This window comes from Pseudomonas sp. GT1P32, assembly GCF_054897805.1.
The window spans coordinates 6,112,184-6,133,119 of record NZ_CM142704.1 but is presented as its reverse complement, the minus strand read 5'-3'; the positions used below and the strand labels follow the sequence as shown (position 1 = coordinate 6,133,119).

Sequence of the window (20,936 nt, the reverse complement as noted above, 5' to 3'; positions counted from 1 at the left end):
TTAAGCATTGTCCGACGAAAACGCCTAAAGCAACAAATCCTCCAGACGACCGTGAATGCGTTCCGGCAGGTTTTCCTGGATCTCTATCAAAGCTCGCGAGATGGCGCTCTGGAAACCCTGAACCCCTGCAGAACCGTGACTTTTCACCACAATTCCCTGCAAACCCAGGAAACTTGCGCCGTTATGCCGCGCGGGCGCGAGGTCCGCTTGCAGGCGCTTCATCAACGGCAGTGCCATTGCACCGACAACTTTTGATGCAAGGTTTTTTTTGAACAAGGCTTCAATGCGCCCCGCGATCATTGTCGCCAACCCTTCGCTGGACTTGAGCAGGATGTTGCCGACAAAGCCGTCACACACCACCACATCCGCTTCGCCCCGGTACAGACCGTCACCTTCGACAAAACCGATGTAGTTGATGCCCCGAGCGCCCTGCAACAGGGTAGCCGCCAGCTTGACCTGCTGATTACCCTTGATGTCCTCAGTACCGATGTTCAGCAACGCAACACGCGGTCGAACGATACCCAGTGTTTCTGCCGCCACCGACCCCATCACCGCAAATTGCAACAGGTGCTCGGCGCTGCAATCGACATTGGCGCCCAGATCGAGCAACTGGCAATAGCCCTTTTGCGTCGGGATCGCCGCGACCATGGCCGGCCGATCGATGCCCGGCAAGGTCTTGAGCACAAACCGCGACAACGCCATCAATGCACCGGTGTTGCCGGCGCTGACGCAGGCCTGAACCTTGCCATCACGCAACAACTCGAGCGCCACACGCATCGACGAATCCGGCTTGCCGCGCAAGGCCTGGGCAGGTTTTTCGTCCATGGCAATCACTTCGGATGCCGGGGCAATCGACAGGCGCGAGCGATCCACAGCCGATTGGCCAGCGATCAATTCTTCAAGAAGGGAGGGTTGACCAACAAGGGTCAGGTGCAGCGAGGGCGTAGCAATCAGACAAGCAAGGCTGGCCTGAACAATGCTGCGGGGACCGAAGTCCCCGCCCATTGCGTCAATCGCGATGACTTGAGCGGACAAGTGATTACTCGTCAGCGCCCTTGTCGATCACTTTACGGCCACGGTATACGCCTTCTGGCGATACGTGGTGACGCAGGTGAACTTCACCGGTGGTTTTTTCTACAGACAGGGTGCTAGCCTCGAGAGCGTCGTGCGAACGACGCATGTCACGGGCGGAGCGGGATTTTTTGTTCTGCTGAACAGCCATAATTGATTAACTCCTAAACGTTTGGGTCACGCTTTAACTGCGCCAATACACTGAACGGGTTGGACCGCGTTACCTCGTCCTCGCTCGGTTCGGGCTCATCGAGACCCGCCGGCTGCTGGCATTCTTCCGGATGATGAGCAGGCACAATGGGCAAGGCGAGCAGAAGCTCCTCCTCGATCAGTGACTGCAGATCCAAAGGATCTTCGCCCAGTTCCAGCACGTCATAACCTTTCGGCAACGACTGGGTATTCGCACCCTCCTTCACCACAGCATAACTGCATTCGCTGTGGATCGGCAGGGTGACCAGCTCAAGACAACGCTGGCAAACCATTTTGACTTCGGTGTCGATAAAGCTGTGGATTACCACAGACTTACGTTCATCTCGTTCAAAAACGAATTTAGCCTGCACCGTACCGACATTGTCGGAAAGCGGGTCGCAGAGTCTCTCCAAATCGGCCAGCAGCAGTTCACCTTGAAGGGTGGTGCCACGGTCAGCCAATTTGCGCGGGTCAACGTGAGGTGGAATCGGGTCATTCAACATAGGCGCAGCATTATAGGGATGCCCCCAGCCATGTCAAAGGAAATTCAGCCCTGTCCGTCACCTGGAAGCCTCGCTAGAATTCGCGCCTGTCTTCTGGAGATGCGCATGCTGCCTTTATTACTCGCTTCAAGCTCAGTGTATCGCCGGGAATTACTGGCCCGCTTGCAGCTGCCGTTCACCTGCAGCTCGCCGGATATCGACGAAAGTCATCGACCGAATGAGCCCGCCGTCGAACTGGTCAAGCGCCTCGCCGAAGAAAAAGCCCGGGCTCTTGCCGGCAGCCACCCCACTCATCTGATTATCGGTTCCGATCAGGTCGCGGTGCTCGGCGAGCGCATTATCGGTAAACCCCATACCTTCGAAAAGGCTCGCGAGCAGTTGCTGGCCTCAAGCGGCGCCAGCGTAACCTTTCTGACCGGCCTGGCCCTGCTCAATAGCCAGACGGGACACTGCCAGGTCGACTGCGTGCCGTTCACCGTGCACATGCGCATACTCGATACCGCACGCATCGAACGCTACCTGCGCGCCGAACAGCCCTACGACTGCGCTGGCAGCTTCAAGGCCGAAGGTTTGGGGGTGAGCCTGTTTCAACGCACCGAAGGCCCTGACGCCACCAGCCTGATCGGCCTGCCGCTGATTCGCCTGATCGACATGCTGCTGGCTGAAGGGGTGCAAATCCCCTGACGGCTGTCGAGTCCTTCACCGATCTTGAGGACGTCATCGCCGGCAAGCCGGCTCCTACAAGGGAACGGGGTGACCACCCCTCATTTGCGCCACAACGAAACCCTGTAGGAGCCAGCTTGCTGGCGATGCGAACGACGCGGTGTATCAGGAACACTGCCATCGCCGGCAAGCCGGCTCCTACAGGGTGCGGACGCAAAAAACCGGCCACTTGGGCCGGTTTTTTTATGTCGCCGGAAGATCAGCGCAGCGACGGACCATGAAAGCCCATCCACATCGCCAACTGCTCAGCCACGCTGGCGCCCAGTTTCTTCGAGAAGCGATCGAACGGCGATTCCTGAACGGTGAAGTCCACCAGCTCTTTCTCGCCAATCACATCACGCGCTACCGAACTGGCATTACCCAGACCATCGATCAGCCCCAGCGGCAGCGCCTGCTCACCGGACCAGACCAACCCGGAGAACAACTCCGGATGTTCTTTATCCTTGAGTCGGTCGCCACGACCCGTCTTGACGCTGTTGATGAACTGCTGGTGCGTCGTATCGAGTACGCCCTGCCAGAACTGAGTCTCCTCAGGCTTCTGCGGCTGGAACGGATCGAGGAACGACTTGTGCTCGCCAGACGTATAGGTCCGGCGCTCGACACCGAGTTTCTCCATGGTGCCGACAAACCCGTAACCGGCCGCCGTCACGCCAATGGAACCCACCAGGCTCGCCTTGTCGGCGTAGATCTGATCCGCCGCACTGGCGATGTAATAAGCACCGGAAGCCCCCAGATCGGAGATGACCGCGTAAACCTTGGTGTCCGGGTTCAAGCCGCGCAACCGGCGAATCTCGTCATACACGTAGCCGGACTGCACCGGACTACCGCCCGGACTGTTGATGCGCAGGATGACACCTTTGACCTTTTTGTCTTCAAAGGCGGCACGCAGACTACCGACGATGTTGTCAGCGCTGGCGGGCTCCTTGTCCGCGATCATGCCCGTCACGTCGATCAGCGCGGTGTAATTGGCGCTGCGAGTGGCGGCTTTCTCCATGTCCATCAGCGGCGTGAACAGAATCAACGCGCCAAACAGGTACACAAAGGTCAGTAACTTGAAGAAAATCCCCCAGCGACGCGACCGACGCTGCTCCTGCACGCTGGCGAGCAGAGTCTTTTCCAACAGCTTCCAGCTTTTCTCGTCACCGCTCTCTGCGCTCGGCTTGGCGGGCGCTTTCCATTCGTCGGTCATGCCATCTACCCCAGCAAAAACGTATTAAGCCCGCTGACTCAGCCAGGCATGCAATTCTGAAAAACGATCAATGGCCAGTGCCGGCTCGAACAATTTCAGCGCTTCAATCGATTGCGCGCCGTAGCTGACCGCCACCGAATCCATGCCGGCGTTGCGCGCCATCTGCAGGTCGAAGGACGAATCGCCGACCATCAACGCTTGCTCCGGGCGAACTTCGCAATGGGCGAGGATCTGCTCAAGCATCAACGGATGGGGTTTGCTGGCGGTTTCGTCGGCGGCACGGGTGATGTCGAAATAATCTTCCCAGCCGTGCGCCTTCAGTACCCTATCCAGTCCACGACGCGCCTTGCCAGTGGCAACGGCCAAATGATAACCCTCGGCGCGGAACGCCTCCATCGACTCGACAACCCCTTCGAACAACGGCGAAGGCACGGCTTCCGAGGCGATGTAGTGGTCGGCATAATACTCGCGAAACGCCACCAGTTCGGTATCGCTGATCTCGGGGTACAGCGTGCGAATCGCTTCCGGCAGGCCCAGGCCGATGATGCCTTTGACAGCAAAGTCATCGCGCAACTGAAAACCGGAACGCTCGGACGCAACGTGCATCGCTTCGACAATCCGACCAATGGAATCAGCGAGCGTGCCGTCCCAATCGAAAATCAGCAGTTTGTAGTCAGAGGGGTGCACTCAGGCGCTCCACAGTCTTGGCCCACATCTCGTCGACAGGCGCCTGCAACTTCAGTTCGCCGCCATCCGGCAGCGGCACGGTCAGCATGTACGCGTGCAGGAACAGGCGTTTACCGCCCAGATCGCGGATCTCCTTGCTGAAATCATCATCGCCGTACTTGGTGTCGCCGGCGATGCAATGCCCGGCGTGCAAGGTGTGAACGCGGATCTGGTGAGTCCGGCCAGTGATCGGCTTGGCCTCGATCAGGGTGGCAAAGTCGCCGAATCGACGCAGGACCTTGAACACGGTCACCGATTCCTTGCCCTCCTCCTCGTCGACCTCGACCATCCGCTCGCCGGAACGCAGATTGCTCTTGCCCAGCGACGCACGGACCTGCTTGATCGATGCCGCCCAGTTGCCGCGAACCAGTGCCATGTAGCGCTTGTCCACGCCATCACCGCGCAGGGCCGTGTGCAAGTGACGCAGCATGCTGCGTTTTTTGGCGATCATCAGCAGGCCGGAGGTGTCACGGTCCAGGCGGTGAACCAGCTCGAGCTCCTTGCAATCCGGACGCAACTGACGAAAGGCTTCGATCACGCCATAAGTCAGGCCACTGCCGCCGTGAACCGCGATGCCGCAAGGCTTGTTGATCACGATCAGCGCTTTGTCTTCATAGACAATCGAGGCTTCAAGTCGCTGCAGCAGGCCTTGGGCCAGCGGCACAGGTTCGTCGCGCTCAGGCACGCGAACCGGCGGCACGCGCACGATATCGCCCGCCTGCAGCTTGTATTCAGGCTTGATCCGGCCTTTGTTCACTCGCACTTCGCCTTTACGCAAAATGCGGTAAATCAAGGTCTTGGGCACGCCTTTGAGCCGAGCGAGAAGGAAGTTATCAATACGTTGGCCGGCATATTCCGGCGAGACCTCAAGCAGTTGTACGGCTGGGGTCGAGGGGGCAGTAGTCGTCATGGTGCGGATGATATCAATTTTTTATGGAATTGAAGCACTTAATCATTACTGCTATAGTCGCGAACGCCGCCAAAAGCGGCCTGGACAGCGGACCAACGGTCAAAAACCGGCCCTGACCAATGCAATTCACCAGGACGCGAGGCCGTCCTACGGCGCTTTCGCTACGTAACGGTGGAGTTTGCAGGTGTAACGAGCGCAGGTGACATGAGGCCTGAATCACGCCGCAAAGCAGAGTTTTCACTCGCTGAGCGAGCCCATATTCACGGCCAGTTCACAAAGTGCAGTCAGCTGCGAATGACCCCGAGCGAACGCTTCGGAAACAACGCCTAAATTAGCCATGATGCGTGACCTCCCCTTTCGGAGCTCACGGTAAATGCCAACCCGCTGCGGATTCTGCGCGCGGCAGCACCCGAATTATCAGGGATACGTGTAGGGTGGAGATGCACAACCGCTGGACTGTGTAGCAATAGGCTTTATCAAGACGCTTCATCTCGTCCACAGCCGCCGGTTGATTCCTCCTCCTGACTGAGTGCTTAAGTAGCCACAGCAAGCAGGACGCGTACGTCGCGACGAAGGCCCACATTGGCCGGACTTCGCTAGACACGGGAATGGCCAACCACTCCCGACGCACCTGACACCGACCATGAGAAGTCGTGTGTGCCGAACGCCGTTTCCGGCAGCCCGGAAACCGACGGTACTACATGAAAAGAATGCTGATTAACGCAACTCAACCCGAAGAGTTGCGTGTTGCACTGGTAGATGGCCAACGCCTCTACGACCTGGACATCGAATCCGGTGCACGCGAGCAGAAGAAGGCCAACATCTATAAAGGCCGGATTACTCGCATCGAACCAAGCCTTGAGGCTGCCTTTGTCGATTTCGGCTCCGAGCGCCACGGCTTCCTGCCCCTCAAAGAAATCTCCCGCGAATACTTCAAGAAAGCCCCTGAAGGCCGCGTCAACATCAAAGACGTCCTGAGCGAAGGCCAGGAAGTCATCGTTCAGGTCGAAAAAGAAGAACGTGGCAACAAGGGCGCCGCCCTGACCACTTTCATCAGCCTGGCCGGTCGTTACCTGGTTCTGATGCCGAACAACCCGCGTGCCGGCGGTATCTCCCGTCGCATCGAAGGTGAAGAGCGCAACGAACTGCGTGAAGCCCTGAACGGTCTGGTTGCACCAGCCGACATGGGTCTGATCGTGCGCACTGCCGGCCTGGGCCGCAGCAGCGAAGAAATGCAGTGGGACCTCGATTACCTGCTGCAACTCTGGACCGCCATCAAAGAAGCCTCGCTGGATCGCTCCGCGCCGTTCCTGATCTATCAGGAAAGCAACGTGATCATCCGCGCCATCCGCGATTACCTGCGCCAGGACATCGGCGAAGTGCTGATCGACAGCGTTGAAGCCCAGGACGAAGCCCTGACCTTCATCCGCCAGGTGATGCCGCAGTACGCCAGCAAGATCAAGCTGTACGAAGACAGCGTTCCGCTGTTCAACCGTTTCCAGATCGAAAGCCAGATCGAGACCGCTTTCCAGCGCGTCGTCGAGCTGCCTTCCGGTGGTTCCATCGTTATCGATCCGACCGAAGCCCTGGTGTCCATCGACATCAACTCGGCACGCGCCACCAAAGGCAGCGACATCGAAGAAACCGCCCTGCAGACCAACCTTGAAGCCGCCGAAGAAATCGCCCGTCAGTTGCGCCTGCGCGACATCGGCGGCCTGATCGTCATCGACTTCATCGACATGACCCCTGCCAAGAACCAGCGCGCCGTGGAAGAGAAAGTCCGCGAATGCCTGGAAGCCGACCGCGCTCGCGTGCAAGTCGGTCGCATCTCGCGCTTCGGCCTGCTGGAAATGTCCCGTCAGCGCCTGCGTCCATCGCTCGGCGAAAGCAGCGGCATCGTTTGCCCGCGTTGCAACGGCACCGGCATCATCCGTGATGTTGAATCGCTGTCGCTGGCAATCCTGCGCCTGATCGAAGAAGAAGCCCTGAAAGACCGCACCGCCGAAGTTCGCGCACAAGTGCCAATTCCGGTCGCAGCCTTCCTGCTCAACGAAAAACGCAACTCGATCACCAAGATCGAACTGCGCACCCGTGCCCGCATCGTCATTCTGCCGAACGATCACCTCGAAACGCCGCACTTCGAAGTTCAGCGCCTGCGTGATGACAGCCCGGAAGCCAGCATCAACCAGTCCAGCTACGAAATCGCTGCTGCCGCTGCCGAAGTCGAAGAAGTCCAGCCAGCCGCTGCGACCCGCACCCTGGTTCGCCAGGAAGCCGCGGTCAAGACTGCACCGGCCCGCGCCAACGCTCCGGTTCCGACCGAAGTCGTCGCCGCACCGGTTGCTGCACCAGCCGCCGCGCCAGAGCCAAGCCTGTTCAAAGGCCTGGTGAAATCGCTGGTCAGCCTGTTCGCTACCAAGGAAGAGCCTGCCGCTCCGGTTGTGGTTGAAAAACCAGCGACCACCGAGCGTCCGGCTCGCAACGAAGAGCGTCGCAACGGTCGTCAGCAGAGCCGCAACCGTAACGGTCGCCGCGATGAAGAGCGCAAGCCTCGCGAGGAACGTGCACCGCGTGAAGAACGCGCACCACGTGAGCCACGCGAAGCCCGTGAAGAAACCCCGGCAGTCGCTCGCGAAGAACGTGCTCCACGTGAAGAGCGCGCACCACGCGCCCCTCGCGAAGAACGCGCACCGCGCGCGCCTCGTGAAGATCGCAAGCCACGTGGCGAGCGTGAAGAACGTGTTCGTGAACTGCGTGAACCGCTGGACGCCGCCGCTCCGGCTGCTGCTGCCGCTACTGCTACTGCTACTGCTACTGCTACTGCTGAAGAGCGTCCAGCTCGTCAGCCACGCGAAGAGCGTGCGCCACGTCCACCGCGTGAAGAGCGTCAACCACGCGCCGAGCAAGCCGCTGCCGCCGTTGCTGAAGAAGAGCTGACCGGCAACGAAGAGCAACTGCAGGAAGACGGTCAGGAAGGCGCCGAAGGCGATCGTCCACGCCGCCGCTCCCGTGGCCAGCGTCGTCGCAGCAACCGTCGCGAGCGTCAACGCGATGCCAACGGCAACGTGATCGAAGGTTCGGAAGAATCCGAGTCCGCCGAAGGTAACGAAGGCGCCGAAGCGCCAGGCGCTGCCGATCTGGCCGCTGGCCTGGCTGTTACCGCAGCCGTAGCCAGCACTGTGATCAGCGCTCCGGCCGAAGCACAGGCCAACGAGCAAGCCGAACGCGCCACTGCCGCCACACTGGAAACTGCTCCAGTCGAAGCGCCAGTCGTTGAAGCGACCACGCCTGTAGAAGTAACTGCTGCTCCAGAAGTCGAAGTGGCTCCGGTTCGTGAAGCACAGCCTGAAGTCGAAGCTGCCGCCGAGCCTGCCGTCGTTGCTGAAACGCCTGCCGTGGTTGCAGAGCCGGTTGTTGAAACCGTCGCTGAAACCGTGACCGAAACCGTTCGTGAAGTTCGCGAAGAGCAAACCGCTTTCAACTGGGTTGCCGAGCCGGTAGCGGTCGAAACGCCAGCGCCAGTCGCTGAAGTTGCGGTTGTCGAGCCTGTTGTTGTGGCTGCTGAACCAGAAGTGGCTCCGGTTGTTGAAGCCCCTGTTGTCGCCGAAGTGGCTGCACCAGTGGTTGAAGCTGCCCCGGCCAGCGCCCTGACACCAAGTGGCCGCGCACCTAACGACCCGCGTGAAGTGCGTCGTCGCAAGCGTGAAGAAGAGCGTCTGCAGAAGGAAGCCGAACTGGCTGCCGCTGCTGCTCCGGCCGCTGTCGAAGTGGCACCGGTTGTTGCTGAAGTCGTCGAGGCTGCTCCTGCCCCGGCTGCTGAAGTGGCTGCCGAGCCTGCTGAATCCGTGATCGACGAAGCTCCACGCTCCGTTCAGGAAGCGGTAGAGCAACACGAGCAAGCCCTGGAAAAAGAGCACGAGCCTAAACCCCTCGTCTGATTCCATCGGCCACTAAAAAGCCCCGCCTGGTAACCCAGGCGGGGCTTTTTTATGTCGGCTATTTATCAGGTAGATCGCGTTATCGTTCTTCGCGGGCAAGCCTCGCTCCTACAGTGATCGGCGCAAAACCTCTAGGAGCGTGCGGTGCGGCGATCCGACTTGCCCGCGAAGGCGGCGTGTCAGGCGAAGACCAACGCCTCAGGTACATCCACATCCCACAACACCCCGGCATCTTCCACTGCCACCTCAACCACCCGCGCCGAGGCAAACAACGGCTTGGCCCCACGATCCCCCGACAACGCCATCAAACCCGGTCCAAACGTACGCCCGAAACCGACCGGATGGCCGTATTCGCCGTTCATCACCGGAACACTGATCCCATCATCAGAAATCCCGGCCAACACCTGCTCAACCGTCGACGGCAGAATGAACGGCATATCCCCCAACACAATCAACCAGCCACCGAGCTGCGGGCACGCCGCCACCCCAGCCGCAATGCTGTCACCCATGCCGGAGGATTCCACCAGCACAATATCGAAACCATACGCCTGAGCCATACGAGCCACTTGCGGGCGATCTTCGGTCGTCACCAGCACACGCTTCGCCAGCGTGGCCGGCAAACTTACCAGCACCTGCTCGATCACCGAACGAACGCCGCCATCGCGCCCCGTACAGTCCGCCGACAACTTGTCCCTGTCGGCACCCGCCACCTGTCGAAACCGAGTGCCTTGCCCCGCCGCCAACACGATGACGCCGATTGGCCCACTCATGCCTGCTCCTGCAACGGCTTCTTCTGTTTCAGCTCGACGCCGTTCTTGATCGCGACAATTTCCGCCAGCAACGACAAGGCGATTTCCGCCGGGGAATGGCTGCCGATGTGCAGGCCGATCGGGCCGTGCAAGCGTTCGATGGCCTCCTGCGACAAACCTAGCTGAGCGAGGTTTTCCCGGCGCTTCAGGCTGTTGACCCGCGAACCCAGCGCACCGACGTAAAACGCCCTGGAATCGAGCGCCGTCAGCAACGCCATGTCATCCAGGCGCGGATCGTGGGTCAGCGCGACGATGGCAGTGCGTTCGTCGGTCTGGATGTTCAGCACCGCTTCGTCCGGCATTCCGGACACGAAGCGCCCGTGCTGCTCTTCCCAGCCGTAGACGAACTCGGTGCGGGGATCGCAGATCAGCACTTCGAAATCCAGCAGCCGTGCCATCTCGGCGACATAACGGGACAATTGCCCCGCGCCGATCAACAACAACCGCCAACGCGGACCGTAAATGGCGCGCAGCGTGGTGCCGTCAAAACTCAGCGCATCGTTCTTGGTCGCCGACTGCAACGTCACTTCACCGCTCGCGATATCCAGCGAACGCGCCGTGATTTCATGGGCCTCGCAACTCGCCAGCAACCCGGCAACCCAAGCCGGGTCGCCGACTCGCTCCTCGGTCAGGCGCAACGTGCCGCCGCACGGCAAGCCAAACCGTGCGGCCTCCTCGCGAGTGACGCCGTAAGTGATCAACTGCACCGGCGGCCCGTCAGCCGGAATCCGGCCATCGTGCAGCCGGGCGATCAAGTCATCCTCGACACACCCACCGGACACCGAACCGATCACCACCCCGTCTTCGCGCAAGGCCAACATCGCGCCAGGGGCCCGGGGCGCGGTGCCCCAGGTCTGGACCACGCTGTACAACACCACTCGTTGACCGGCACGGCGCCATTCCAGCACGCTGCGCAGGACATTCAGATCGACGCTGTCCATCAGGCCTCAGCCTTCTGCCAACCTTGCAGTTGATAACGAACCGGCAAGTCGCGGATGCGTTTGCCGGTGGCGGCGAAGATCGCATTGCACAGCGCCGGCGCAATCGGCGGCACGCCAGGTTCACCGACACCGCCCAACGGCACCACGCCCGGCGGCGTGACCAGATGCACGGCGACTTCCTTCGGCGCCAGGGACATGCGCGCCACTTCGTACATGTGGAAGTTGTCCTGCTGGACCTTGCCGTCCTTGAAACTGATCTCGCCCAGGACTGCGTTGCCCAGCCCCATCACGCAAGCGCCTTCGAACTGCGAGCGAATTCGCTCAGGGTTGATCTGCGGACCACAATCCACCGCTATATCGGCCTTGTGCACGATCAACGTACCGTCATCTTTGACTTCGACTTCGATCACCGCTGCCACGTAAGTGACGAAGCTGTAATGCACCGCCAGTCCCAGGCCTCGGCCCTTCGGCAGCTCTCGGCCCCAACCCGCAGCTTTCGCGGCGGTTTCAAGGACGGTACGCATGCGCCCGGTGTCGATCGGATAACGTTCGGGCGATTCGCCGTAGTTCCACTCTTCACTCAACGTACGCGGATCGATCTGACGGTCCGGGCCAAGCAATTTGATCTGGTACTTGAGCGGATCCTGTTTGGCCTTGTGCGCCAACTCATCGACAAAGCACTGGATCGCAAAGCCGTGAGGAATGTTCGACACCGAGCGATACCAGCCAACCCGCGTATGAATCGCCGCTTCCGGGTTCTCCAGGCGCACGTTGGGGATCGCGTAAGCCATGTTGGTGAAGCCCATGCCCAGCTCGAAAGCGGCCTCATGGTTCATGCCCGGCGCGAACAGCGCGGTGATACTCGGCGCTACCGTTCGGTGCAACCAACCCGACGGCAGGCCGTCCTTGTTCAGGCTGGCCTTCAGGTATTCAGCCGAGACAGTGTGGAAATACGAACAGTGGATGTCGTCTTCACGAGTCCATTGCACCCGCACCGCCTTACCGGGGAATTCCTTGGCGAGGATCGCCGCTTCGATGATGAAGTCCGGTTTGGACTTGCGGCCGAAACCGCCGCCGAGCAGGGTGACGTGGAAGGTGACGTTATCGAACGGAATGCCCAGGCGCTCGCCGATTCGTTTACGGGTGACCTGCGGCGCCTGGCTTGGCGCCCAGGCTTCGCACACGCCATCCTTGAAACGGGCGATGGCGACCATCGGTTCCATCGGCGCTTGCGTCAGGTGCGGCAGATAGTAAGAGGCTTCGAGGGTGCTATCGGCGCCGCTCATGGCCTGGTCGATATCGCCGGTATTGCGCACCACTTTGCCGGGTTTGAGCGACGCTGCTTCAATTTCCTTGCGGTAGGCGATCGAGTCGTAACTGGCGTTGGGGCCGTCGTCCCATTCGATTTTCAGTGCATCGCGGCCCTTGATCGCCGCCCAAGTATTACTGGCCACCACCGCCACGCCGCCCAACGGCTGAAACTCCGAGGGCAGCGGACGGCCTTCGATCTGGATGACTTTGACTACCCCGGGGACTTTCAGCGCCGCGCTGTCATCCACGGATTTGACCTTGCCGCCGTACACCGCGGGACGTGCAATTGCGGCGTAAAGCATGCCGTCGATATGCACGTCGGCACCGTAGATCGCGCGGCCGTTGACGATGTCTGCACCGTCGATGGCCTTGGTGCCTTCCTTGCCGATGTAGCGGAATTCTGACGGTTCCTTGAGCCGCAGGCTGTCACGCGCGGGCACCGCCAGCGCACCGGCAGCGACGGCGAGCGCGCCGTAACCCAGTTCACGACCGCTCGGTTTATGGATGACTTTGTGCAATTGCGCGTGGCACTCGCCGACCGGGACTTTCCACTGTTCGGCGGCGGCCTGTTCGAGCATGGTCCGCGCGGCAGCACCGCAGCGGCGCATCGGCTCGTACCAGTGGCGCATGCTGCGCGAACCGTCGGTGTCCTGGTTGCCGAAGCGCACTTCATCGCCCGGCGCCTGCTGCACTTTCACCAGCGCCCAGTCGGCTTCAAGTTCATCGGCCACGACCATGGTCAGGCTGGTGCGTACGCCCTGGCCCATTTCCGAGCGGTTGCAAACCACGGTCACGGTGCCATCTGCAGCGATGCTGACGTACACCTTTGGATCATCGATCCAGCCGTTGGGCATGCCGTCAGCGCCGAATTTCTTTTCCTTCTCGGCTGCGAACGCGTCCTGCCAGCCCCAACTCGCGGCGACCACCAGTGCACTGGTGGCACCGACGCCTTTGAGGAAACCGCGACGGCTGAGGTTACTCAGGGCGAAATCATTCGGGAACTGGCTCATGCCTTGGCTTCCTTCAGGTGAGTGGATGCCTGGCGGATGGCGATCTTGATGCGGTTGTAGGTGCCGCAACGGCAAATATTGCCGACCATCGCCTCTTCGATCTGTTCGTCGCTCGGGTTCGGGTTGATCTTGAGCAGTGCGGTGGCGGACATGATCTGCCCGCCCTGGCAGTAACCGCACTGGGCGACGGCGGTGTCGAGCCAGGCTTGCTGGACGATTTGCCCGACCGGGTCGGCGTGCAGATTGTCGATGGTGCTGACGTTCTGGCCGACCACCGAGCCGATCGGCGTGATGCAGCTGCGTGCCGGGGCGCCTTCGATGTGAATGGTGCAGGCGCCGCACAGGCCCATGCCGCAGCCGAACTTGGTGCCGTTGTAACCGGCCACGTCGCGGATGGCCCAGAGCAGCGGCATGTCCTCGGTGACATCAAGTTGATGGTCTTGACCATTGAGTTTCAGGGTAATCATGGGCACGCCCGCATAGTGGTATGGGTTATGGGGTCGAGCAATCTGCCGCAGGGGGATTAGCGGTTGGCATCACGCAGATCGACTCAGGCTAATGAGGCTCTCTTATGCGGACGGAGACGTCTGCATCGGGCCCTTGGTGGAGCAAATGCTTGCATCGTTAGGGGGCTAAGTTAACCCAGCATTAACAAAAAAGCCCTGCACAACCGAAGATGTGCAGGGCTTTGAAATCAGCCTTGAAAGCGTAGCCTCAATACTGATTGGGCTCCATTTCCAGGTCGACATGGAAGCGTTCTGAAATGTCTTTTTGGATGCGCTGTGCCAGGCTCAGCAACTGCAGGCCGGTCGCGGCGCCGTAGTTGACCAGCACCAGCGCCTGCAATTTATGCACGCCCGCGTCAGCCTCGCGAAAACCTTTCCACCCTGCCCGCTCGATCAGCCAGCCCGCAGCCAGTTTCATCTGCCCGTCGGGTTGCGCGTAAGCCACCAGGTCCGGGTATTCGCCTTTGAGCCGAGCGACCAGTGCGGCCGGAACCAAGGGATTTTTGAAGAAACTGCCGGCGTTACCGAGCACCGCCGGGTCCGGAAGCTTTTCGTTGCGGATGCTGCAAATTGCCTGGCTGACGTCAGTGGCGGTCGGGTGATCGATGCCTTGCTCGGTCAAACGCTGACGCACCGGGCCGTACTCCAGATGCAAGTGCTCGGCACGGTTCAGGGCGAAACGAACCCGCAGGATCAACCACCGCCCCGGTTCCTGTTTGAACAGGCTGTCGCGGTAAGCGAAGTTGCATTCGGCCAGCGTGAAGTCGCGCAGCTCGCCAGTCTGGCGGTCCAGCGCGGTCAGGCCGGCGAACACGTCCTTGATCTCCACGCCATAGGCGCCGATGTTCTGCATCGGTGCCGCGCCGACGGTGCCGGGGATCAGGCTGAGGTTTTCCAGACCCGACAAACCCTGCGCCAGGGTGTGTTGCACGAACGGATGCCAAGGCTCGCCGGCTTCGGCTTCGATGACGACCTTGCTGCCGTCGTCGCTCAGGATACGAATCCCGCGGGTGGCCATGCGCAACACCAGCGACTGGATATCGGCGGTCAGCAGCAGGTTGCTGCCACCACCGATCACCAACAGCGGCACGTCATGCTCTACTGCATAGGCCAGCGCCTCGCGTACGTCGGCATCGCTGTGAGCCTCGGCAAACAAGCGCGCCTGAACGTCCACGCCAAAGCTGTTGTAAGGCTTGAGCGAAACTTGTGGCTGAACCTGCAAACTCATAACCGGCCCTTCAATTCGATCACCAGTCGATCACAGGCGACTTCGATCAAGTCGAGCACCTGCTCAAAGCCCTGGTTGCCATCGTAGTAAGGGTCCGGCACTTCATCGACCTGCGACTGGTAGCGGCGCAGGAACAGGTCCAGCTCGGCCTTGGACTTGCCCTTGGCAGGTTGCAGCGCCATGAGGTCACTCAGGTTGCTGTTGTCCATCGCCAGGATCAGGTCGTACGTGGAAAAATCGGCGCGGGTCACTTGCTGGGCGCGCTGCATCGACAGGTCGTAACCGCGCAGCTTGGCCGCGGCCTGGCTGCGTTTGTCCGGAGCCCTGCCGACGTGCCAGTCACCGGTGCCGGCGGAGGCGACTTCGACTTCATCGGCCAGCCCCGCTTCGCGCAATTTGTGCCGCAGCACACCTTCGGCCGTGGGTGAACGGCAGATGTTGCCCAGGCAAACGAACAAAACCCGCATCAGGCCTCCAGCAGGCGACGAACGCGCTCGAGGTCTTCAGCCGTATCGACGCCGGTGGGCGGTGCGATCAGCGCGTCGGCGACGTGAATCCGCACGCCGTGCCACAGCGCACGCAGCTGTTCCAGGGATTCGGTGTTTTCCAGCCAGCACGGGCCCCAGCTGACGAAGTCATGCAGGAAACCGGCGCGGTAGGCATAGATGCCGATGTGGCGGCGATACGGCACGCCTTCCGGCAGCACGTCGCGATTTTTCGCGAACGCGTCCCGAGCCCAAGGCAACGTCGCGCGACTGAACGTCAGCGCCAGGCCATTGAGGTCGCTGACCACCTTGACCACGTTGGGATTGAACAGGGTTTCGACATCTTCGATCGGCTCGGCCAGCGTGGCCATGCGCGCTTCGGTGTGGGCCGCGAGGTTGGCCGCGACCTGATCGATCACGCTCGGCGGGATCAGCGGTTCGTCACCCTGCACGTTGACCACAATTGCGTCGGACGCCAGACCGAGTTTTGCGGCGACTTCAGCCAAACGGTCCGTACCGGAATTGTGGTCTTCGCGGGTCAGCACCACGTCGGCACCAAACGCGATGCACGCCTCGACAATGCGCGCATCGTCAGTGGCAACCACCACACGCTCGGCGCTGCTTTTGCACGCTTGTTCCCAGACGTGCTGGATCATCGGCTTGCCGGCGATCAGCAGCAGCGGTTTGCCCGGCAGGCGGGTCGAGGCGTAACGCGATGGAATGACAACGGTAAAGGCTGTGGTCATTTATCCAGACGCTCGTCGGTGGTCAGGGTGCGAGCTTCGGTTTCGAGCATCACCGGGATGCCATCGCGAATCGGGTACGCCAGGCCGGCGCCCTTGCTGATCAGCTCGGTTTTGTCGGCGCTGAGCTTGAGCGGGCCTTTGCAGACCGGGCAAGCGAGGATGTCGAGCAATTTGGTGTCCATGAGCATTCCCTGGATAAAAATGGTTTAAGGCAAAAGTCGAGCCGGTAACAGGCGCATCAACTGCGTATCGAACCAGGCCACGAAGGCCGGCGATGGCGCAGCATCGACCGCCAGGTACCACCAATCGGCGGCGGCGAAGGCACGGCACTTCACCGCGTCCTTTTCGGTCATCACCAACGGCAATGACGGTGTGAAATTCAAGGCCTGCACGCTGTACTCGGCGTGGTCGGCAAATGCATGCGGGACTGGCTGCCAGTGTAGCGTTTCGAGGGTCGTGAAGAAACGCTGCGGATTGCCGATCCCGGCCACGGCATGCAGCGCCTGGCCTGCGGGAAAGTGGTCGAGGGGACGGCGTTCACCGCTGTGCAGGTTGACCAGTTCCGTGGGTTGCAGCTGGAAGGCAAAACCGTTGTCGCGATCATCGGTGGCGCCGTTGTACAGCACCGCGTCAACGCTTTGCAGGCGTTCGACCGGTTCGCGCAACGGTCCCGCAGGCAGGCAGCGCTGGTTGCCCAGGCCTCGGGCGGCGTCAATCAGCACCAACTCAAGATCGCGGGCCAGACGATAATGTTGCATGCCGTCGTCGGAGAGGATCAGGTCCAGGGGTTCGCTCGCCAGCAGCGCTTTGACCGCACTGCTGCGGTCCGGGTCGATCATCAACGGAATGCCAGTACGCTGGACGATCAGCAGCGGTTCGTCGCCAGCGATGTCGGCGCTTTGATCGGCCTCGACGCGCCATGGCAGTTGCGGCGGTTTGGCGCCATAACCACGGCTGACCACGCCGACCCGCAAGCCGCTGCGCTGACAATGCTGGATCATCCACAGAATCAGCGGCGTCTTGCCAGTACCGCCCACGGTGATGTTGCCGACGACGATCAGCGGCACCGGGGGCTGATAAATCTCGCCCTCACCCGCCAGAAAGCGTTTGCGCTTGTTCGTGACCACGCGCCGGTACAGCCACTCCAGCGGCTGCAACAGCTTCAGGGCCGGATGACCCTGGTACCACGCGGCGAGCAAGCGATCGGACATGGCCATCAGGGCGCGGGCGGCGCCGCCTCGACAGTGGTCATGCGCAGGTGGCTGAAGCCGAGTTTACCGACGGCGTCCATGGCGGTGATGACCGATTGATGCTGGGTCTTGCCGTCCGCACTGATCGACAGCGGCAGGTTGGTGTCACCGCTGGACTCTTTCTGCAACGCGTCCATCAGGGTCGCCAGATCATTCTTCGGCAACAATTGGTTGTTCACCGAGAACACACCTTCGGCACTGATGGCCACGTCCAGGTGTTTGACCTGCTGGTCTTCGGCAGGCGAACCGCTGACCGCTTCCGGCAGATCGACGCGCAACTGCGTTTCACGGGTGAAGGTAGTGGTCACGACGAAAAACAGCAGCAGGATAAACACCACGTCGATCAGCGACGCGAGGTTGATGTCCACATTCTCCCGTTGCTTGCGGCGGAATTTCACGCTCTTTTGCCCTCGGACAGGTCCACGTCACGGTCACCCTGCACAACCTCGACCAACTTGATCGCTTCCTGCTCCATGCCCACCACCAGCTCATCGATCCGGCGTTGCAGGAAACGGTGGAAGAATACCGAGGGGATACCGACCATCAGGCCCGCAGCCGTGGTGATCAGCGCCTTGGAAATACCACCCGCCAGCACCGCGGCGTTGGTGGTCATGCCCGAGCCCATGAACGCACTGAAAATATCGATCATGCCCAGCACGGTGCCGAGCAAACCCAGCAACGGCGCCATGGCGGCAATGGTGCCCAGCGCATTGATGTAGCGTTCGAGTTCGTGAATCACCCGCGCGGCGGCTTCTTCAATGCACTCTTTCATGATCTCGCGACCATGTTTGGAGTTGGCCAGGCCCGCCGCCAGAATCTCGCCCAATGGCGAATTGGCGCGTAATTCCTTGAGTTTTTCTTTATTGAGTTGCTTGTCCTTGATCCACACCCAGACCTGCCCGAGCAAGTGCTCCGGGGTCACACGACTGGCGCGCAGGGTCCAGAGACGCTCGGCGACGATCGCCATGGCCGCGATGGAACTCAGAATGATCGGCAGCATCATCCAGCCGCCGGATTTGACCAATTCCCACACAGTGACAGTCCCCTCGAAAAAGTGCGCCACTCTAACATAGGGGGTCGGCGCACCGAAGACCGTGATGTCGCATCCGGTCGGGCTTTCATAACTCGCGGTTATTGCGTGGAACGCCAGAAACGCCGTTCTTGACGCATCGTCCACGGGGGATGGAAGCGTCCGAGGTGCAGACGGATGGCGCCCTGCTCGGCGCTGTCATGGATTTCCATACCGCGTTTTTTATAACGAGCCATGACCGTGGGGTGCGGGTGACCGAACGAATTGCCGTTGCCGCGCGAGATCAGCACGGCTTTGGGTTGCAACCCAGTGAGCAACGCCATCGACGACGAGCTGCGGCTACCGTGGTGCGGCGCCTGCAACCAATCAGTGGGCACAGCAAGCGGGCTGTCGAGCATGGCGCGCTCGGCGGCGCTGTCGATGTCACCGGTCAGCAACAATCGCTCGCCATTGGCTTCGATTTGCAACACGCAGGACTTTTGATTGCGGTCCGTGGCCGAAGACCATTGCCAGAGCTGGAACCTCACTCCGTCCCAGGTCCATTGCTGGCCACTCTCGCAGGCATTGGCGCGCAATTCGGCAGGCAACGCCAAGGGATCACCGCTGAGCACCTGCTTTATCGGCAAACCAATGGCAACCGCTCGCGCACCACCAGCGTGATCGGCGTCTGCGTGGCTGATCAACATCAGGTCGAGTTCGTTCACGCCGAGTTTGCGCAACGTTGGCAGGACCACTCGCTCGCCTAGATCGAAGTCGCCGAAGCGTGGTCCGGTGTCATACAACAGCGTGTGATGGCGAGTTCGCACCAGAATCGCCAACCCTTGGCCGACATCCAGCTGCCAGACTTCGGCGATGCCCTCGGGCAAAAGTGGCCGTGGTGGAAAAACCAGCAACAGCAACAACGGCCAACCCAACGGGCGCATCGGTACGCCGCGCGGCATTAACAGCAGAAACGCACCGAGCATACCCAGTGCCCATATCCACAATGGAATCGCCACGGGCACCCACGCGGGCAATTGACCGGCCATCAACCCAAGGCCCTTGAACAGCCAGTCGATCAGCCCACCTGCCAGCCACAACAAGCCCTCGCCCACATAAGGCAGCGGCAACAACAGGGTTCCCAGTAAGGCCGGTGGCAATACCAGCAAACTGATCCAGGGCACCGCCAGCAGATTGGCGACCGGCCCGCTGAGACTGATCGGCAATCCCAACACCAAGAGCAACGGGCCCAGGCCGATCGCGATCAGCCACTGAGCACGGGTCCAGGTTTGCCACCATCGCCAAGGGCCCAAGCGACCGCCGAAGGTGAAGATCAACACCGCCACTGCGGCGAAGGACAGCCAAAAACCTGGTTGCAGGCTCGCCAGCGGGTCCAGCAACAAAACAGCGTTGAGCGCCAGTAACAGCGGCCACCAGGCGCCAAGGTGACGAAATCGCAGACGCCACAACAGCACCAGGCCGATCATCACGCAGGCCCGCCGCACCGGTACTTCGAACCCCGCCAGCAGTCCGTAACCAAGGGCGGCGGCGAATGCCAGTGCGCAGGCCCATGGCAGCCACGGCAAGCGGTTCGGCCACCACCCATAACGAGCGAGTCCGGCAATCAGCAAGTACACCACCCCTGCCAGCAAACCGATGTGCTGCCCGGAAATCACCAGCAAATGCACGGTGCCGGTGTCTTGCAACACCTGCCAATCTTCACGACTCAGCCCGGCGCCATCCCCCAGCACCAGCGCAATCAACGCCCCGGTTCGCCCTTGGGCATCCACGGTTTGCAATCGCTGGCGGATGCTGTCGCGCCAGGCCCATCGGGCCTCCCTGAGCCGCTCACCGTCCTTGATCGTTCCGGTAGCGCCGATGCGTTGTGCCAGCAGCCAGGCGTCGTAATCGAAGGCATGAGGATTGAGCAGCCCGGCAGGACGCTTCAACTTCACCGCGAGCCGCCAGCGTTCACCACTGTTGACCGGCGGTCCGTCATACCAGGCCAGGCGCATCCGTTGCGGCACTTTTGCCTGTCGCGACCGGGCGTCCGCCAACTCGAAACGCACAACCCCGTCATTGTTCTGCGGCAAACCAGTCACCCGGCCTTCGACCCAACGGGTTTCGCCATCGAGATGCGCTGGCAAACGATCATCCAGCGCCCACTGCGCATTTGCGCCGGCCCAACTGAAGCCGAACAGAAAAAACGCCAATGGGTACGTGCGGAACGGCAGCGCCATCAAACCCGTTACGGGCAACACCAGCCATAACCAGACCGGCGGTAATACCGGCAAAAAACGCAGGGCCAGCAGACCCAACGCCAGCGCCATCATCCCTGTGCGCATACGCCCGTCCTTGAGAGTCCCCTCCTAGGCATAGCCGGCTCACGGCA

General features: G+C 61.0%; 20 protein-coding genes. 2 read left to right on the top strand and 18 right to left on the bottom strand.

Features of this window, described 5'->3' with window-relative positions:
• Positions 1–24: 24 nt before the first annotated feature.
• From plsX to ACYZUC_RS28115, 3 genes are read right to left on the bottom strand one after another with little or no spacing between them, the layout of a single operon-like run.
• The gene (gene plsX, locus ACYZUC_RS28125; protein ID WP_461991827.1) at positions 25–1,035 is read right to left on the bottom strand and encodes a phosphate acyltransferase PlsX; all 1,011 of its coding nucleotides are present in this window, start codon (positions 1,033–1,035) and stop codon (positions 25–27) included.
• A gap of 4 nt (positions 1,036–1,039) precedes the next feature.
• Positions 1,040–1,222 carry a 50S ribosomal protein L32 gene (gene rpmF / locus ACYZUC_RS28120; protein WP_003179396.1) on the bottom strand — a complete coding sequence of 61 codons (183 nt, stop codon included), beginning with the start codon at positions 1,220–1,222 and terminating at the stop codon, positions 1,040–1,042.
• Between the two features lie 13 nt (positions 1,223–1,235).
• Positions 1,236–1,763: a YceD family protein gene (locus ACYZUC_RS28115; protein WP_008031588.1), complete on the bottom strand. Its 528-nt coding sequence runs from the start codon at positions 1,761–1,763 to the stop codon at positions 1,236–1,238.
• Between the two features lie 105 nt (positions 1,764–1,868).
• Here ACYZUC_RS28115 and ACYZUC_RS28110 point away from each other — a divergent pair, with 105 nt between their 5' ends.
• Entirely contained in the window at positions 1,869–2,447 is a 579-nt protein-coding gene (locus ACYZUC_RS28110; RefSeq protein WP_461991825.1) for a Maf family protein, read from the top strand.
• Positions 2,448–2,685: 238 nt separating this feature from the next.
• On the opposite strand, the gene sppA is transcribed toward ACYZUC_RS28110, so the two are convergent.
• From sppA to rluC, 3 genes are read right to left on the bottom strand one after another with little or no spacing between them, the layout of a single operon-like run.
• Positions 2,686–3,675, bottom strand: a complete 990-nt coding sequence (gene sppA / locus ACYZUC_RS28105) for a signal peptide peptidase SppA (RefSeq protein ID WP_461991823.1) — start codon at positions 3,673–3,675, stop codon at positions 2,686–2,688.
• 24 nt (positions 3,676–3,699) lie between these two features.
• On the bottom strand, positions 3,700–4,362 hold the full coding sequence (locus ACYZUC_RS28100; protein ID WP_461991821.1) for an HAD-IA family hydrolase: 663 nt from the start codon (positions 4,360–4,362) through the stop codon (positions 3,700–3,702).
• Positions 4,349–5,311: a 23S rRNA pseudouridine(955/2504/2580) synthase RluC gene (rluC, locus tag ACYZUC_RS28095; RefSeq protein ID WP_201113836.1), complete on the bottom strand. Its 963-nt coding sequence runs from the start codon at positions 5,309–5,311 to the stop codon at positions 4,349–4,351. Before rluC ends, ACYZUC_RS28100 begins: the two co-directional genes overlap by 14 nt.
• Positions 5,312–6,012: 701 nt before the next feature.
• On the opposite strand from rluC, the gene rne reads away from it, so the two are divergent.
• Positions 6,013–9,249 carry a ribonuclease E gene (gene rne, locus ACYZUC_RS28090; RefSeq protein WP_461991819.1) on the top strand — a complete coding sequence of 1,079 codons (3,237 nt, stop codon included), beginning with the start codon at positions 6,013–6,015 and terminating at the stop codon, positions 9,247–9,249.
• 179 nt (positions 9,250–9,428) lie between these two features.
• On the opposite strand, the gene ACYZUC_RS28085 is transcribed toward rne, so the two are convergent.
• From ACYZUC_RS28085 to ACYZUC_RS28030, 12 genes are all read right to left on the bottom strand, one after another.
• A complete protein-coding gene (locus ACYZUC_RS28085) occupies positions 9,429–10,019 on the bottom strand; it encodes a nucleotidyltransferase family protein (protein ID WP_461991818.1) in 591 nt (196 codons plus the stop codon).
• Positions 10,016–10,999 (bottom strand): XdhC family protein, encoded by a 984-nt coding sequence (locus tag ACYZUC_RS28080; RefSeq protein ID WP_461991817.1) that lies wholly within the window; start codon positions 10,997–10,999, stop codon positions 10,016–10,018. The genes ACYZUC_RS28085 and ACYZUC_RS28080 overlap by 4 nt, the downstream gene beginning before the upstream one ends.
• Positions 10,999–13,320, bottom strand: a complete 2,322-nt coding sequence (locus ACYZUC_RS28075) for a xanthine dehydrogenase family protein molybdopterin-binding subunit (RefSeq protein ID WP_461991815.1) — start codon at positions 13,318–13,320, stop codon at positions 10,999–11,001. Before ACYZUC_RS28075 ends, ACYZUC_RS28080 begins: the two co-directional genes overlap by 1 nt.
• The gene (locus tag ACYZUC_RS28070) at positions 13,317–13,787 is read right to left on the bottom strand and encodes a (2Fe-2S)-binding protein (protein WP_461991813.1); all 471 of its coding nucleotides are present in this window, start codon (positions 13,785–13,787) and stop codon (positions 13,317–13,319) included. The genes ACYZUC_RS28075 and ACYZUC_RS28070 overlap by 4 nt, the downstream gene beginning before the upstream one ends.
• Before the next feature lie 247 nt (positions 13,788–14,034).
• Positions 14,035–15,054, bottom strand: a complete 1,020-nt coding sequence (murB, locus tag ACYZUC_RS28065) for a UDP-N-acetylmuramate dehydrogenase (RefSeq protein WP_461991811.1) — start codon at positions 15,052–15,054, stop codon at positions 14,035–14,037.
• Entirely contained in the window at positions 15,051–15,521 is a 471-nt protein-coding gene (locus ACYZUC_RS28060) for a low molecular weight protein-tyrosine-phosphatase (RefSeq protein ID WP_461991809.1), read from the bottom strand. Before ACYZUC_RS28060 ends, murB begins: the two co-directional genes overlap by 4 nt.
• Positions 15,521–16,285 carry a 3-deoxy-manno-octulosonate cytidylyltransferase gene (gene kdsB, locus ACYZUC_RS28055; protein ID WP_461991807.1) on the bottom strand — a complete coding sequence of 255 codons (765 nt, stop codon included), beginning with the start codon at positions 16,283–16,285 and terminating at the stop codon, positions 15,521–15,523. The genes ACYZUC_RS28060 and kdsB overlap by 1 nt, the downstream gene beginning before the upstream one ends.
• A complete protein-coding gene (locus ACYZUC_RS28050; RefSeq protein WP_007945752.1) occupies positions 16,282–16,467 on the bottom strand; it encodes a Trm112 family protein in 186 nt (61 codons plus the stop codon). Before ACYZUC_RS28050 ends, kdsB begins: the two co-directional genes overlap by 4 nt.
• 24 nt (positions 16,468–16,491) lie before the next feature.
• The gene (gene lpxK / locus ACYZUC_RS28045) at positions 16,492–17,502 is read right to left on the bottom strand and encodes a tetraacyldisaccharide 4'-kinase (RefSeq protein WP_461991805.1); all 1,011 of its coding nucleotides are present in this window, start codon (positions 17,500–17,502) and stop codon (positions 16,492–16,494) included.
• Positions 17,502–17,933, bottom strand: a complete 432-nt coding sequence (locus ACYZUC_RS28040) for an ExbD/TolR family protein (protein WP_461991803.1) — start codon at positions 17,931–17,933, stop codon at positions 17,502–17,504. Before ACYZUC_RS28040 ends, lpxK begins: the two co-directional genes overlap by 1 nt.
• On the bottom strand, positions 17,930–18,568 hold the full coding sequence (locus tag ACYZUC_RS28035) for a MotA/TolQ/ExbB proton channel family protein (protein WP_461991801.1): 639 nt from the start codon (positions 18,566–18,568) through the stop codon (positions 17,930–17,932). Before ACYZUC_RS28035 ends, ACYZUC_RS28040 begins: the two co-directional genes overlap by 4 nt.
• A gap of 98 nt (positions 18,569–18,666) precedes the next feature.
• Positions 18,667–20,889, bottom strand: a complete 2,223-nt coding sequence (locus tag ACYZUC_RS28030) for a DNA internalization-related competence protein ComEC/Rec2 (protein ID WP_461991800.1) — start codon at positions 20,887–20,889, stop codon at positions 18,667–18,669.
• Between the last annotated feature and the right edge of the window lie 47 nt (positions 20,890–20,936).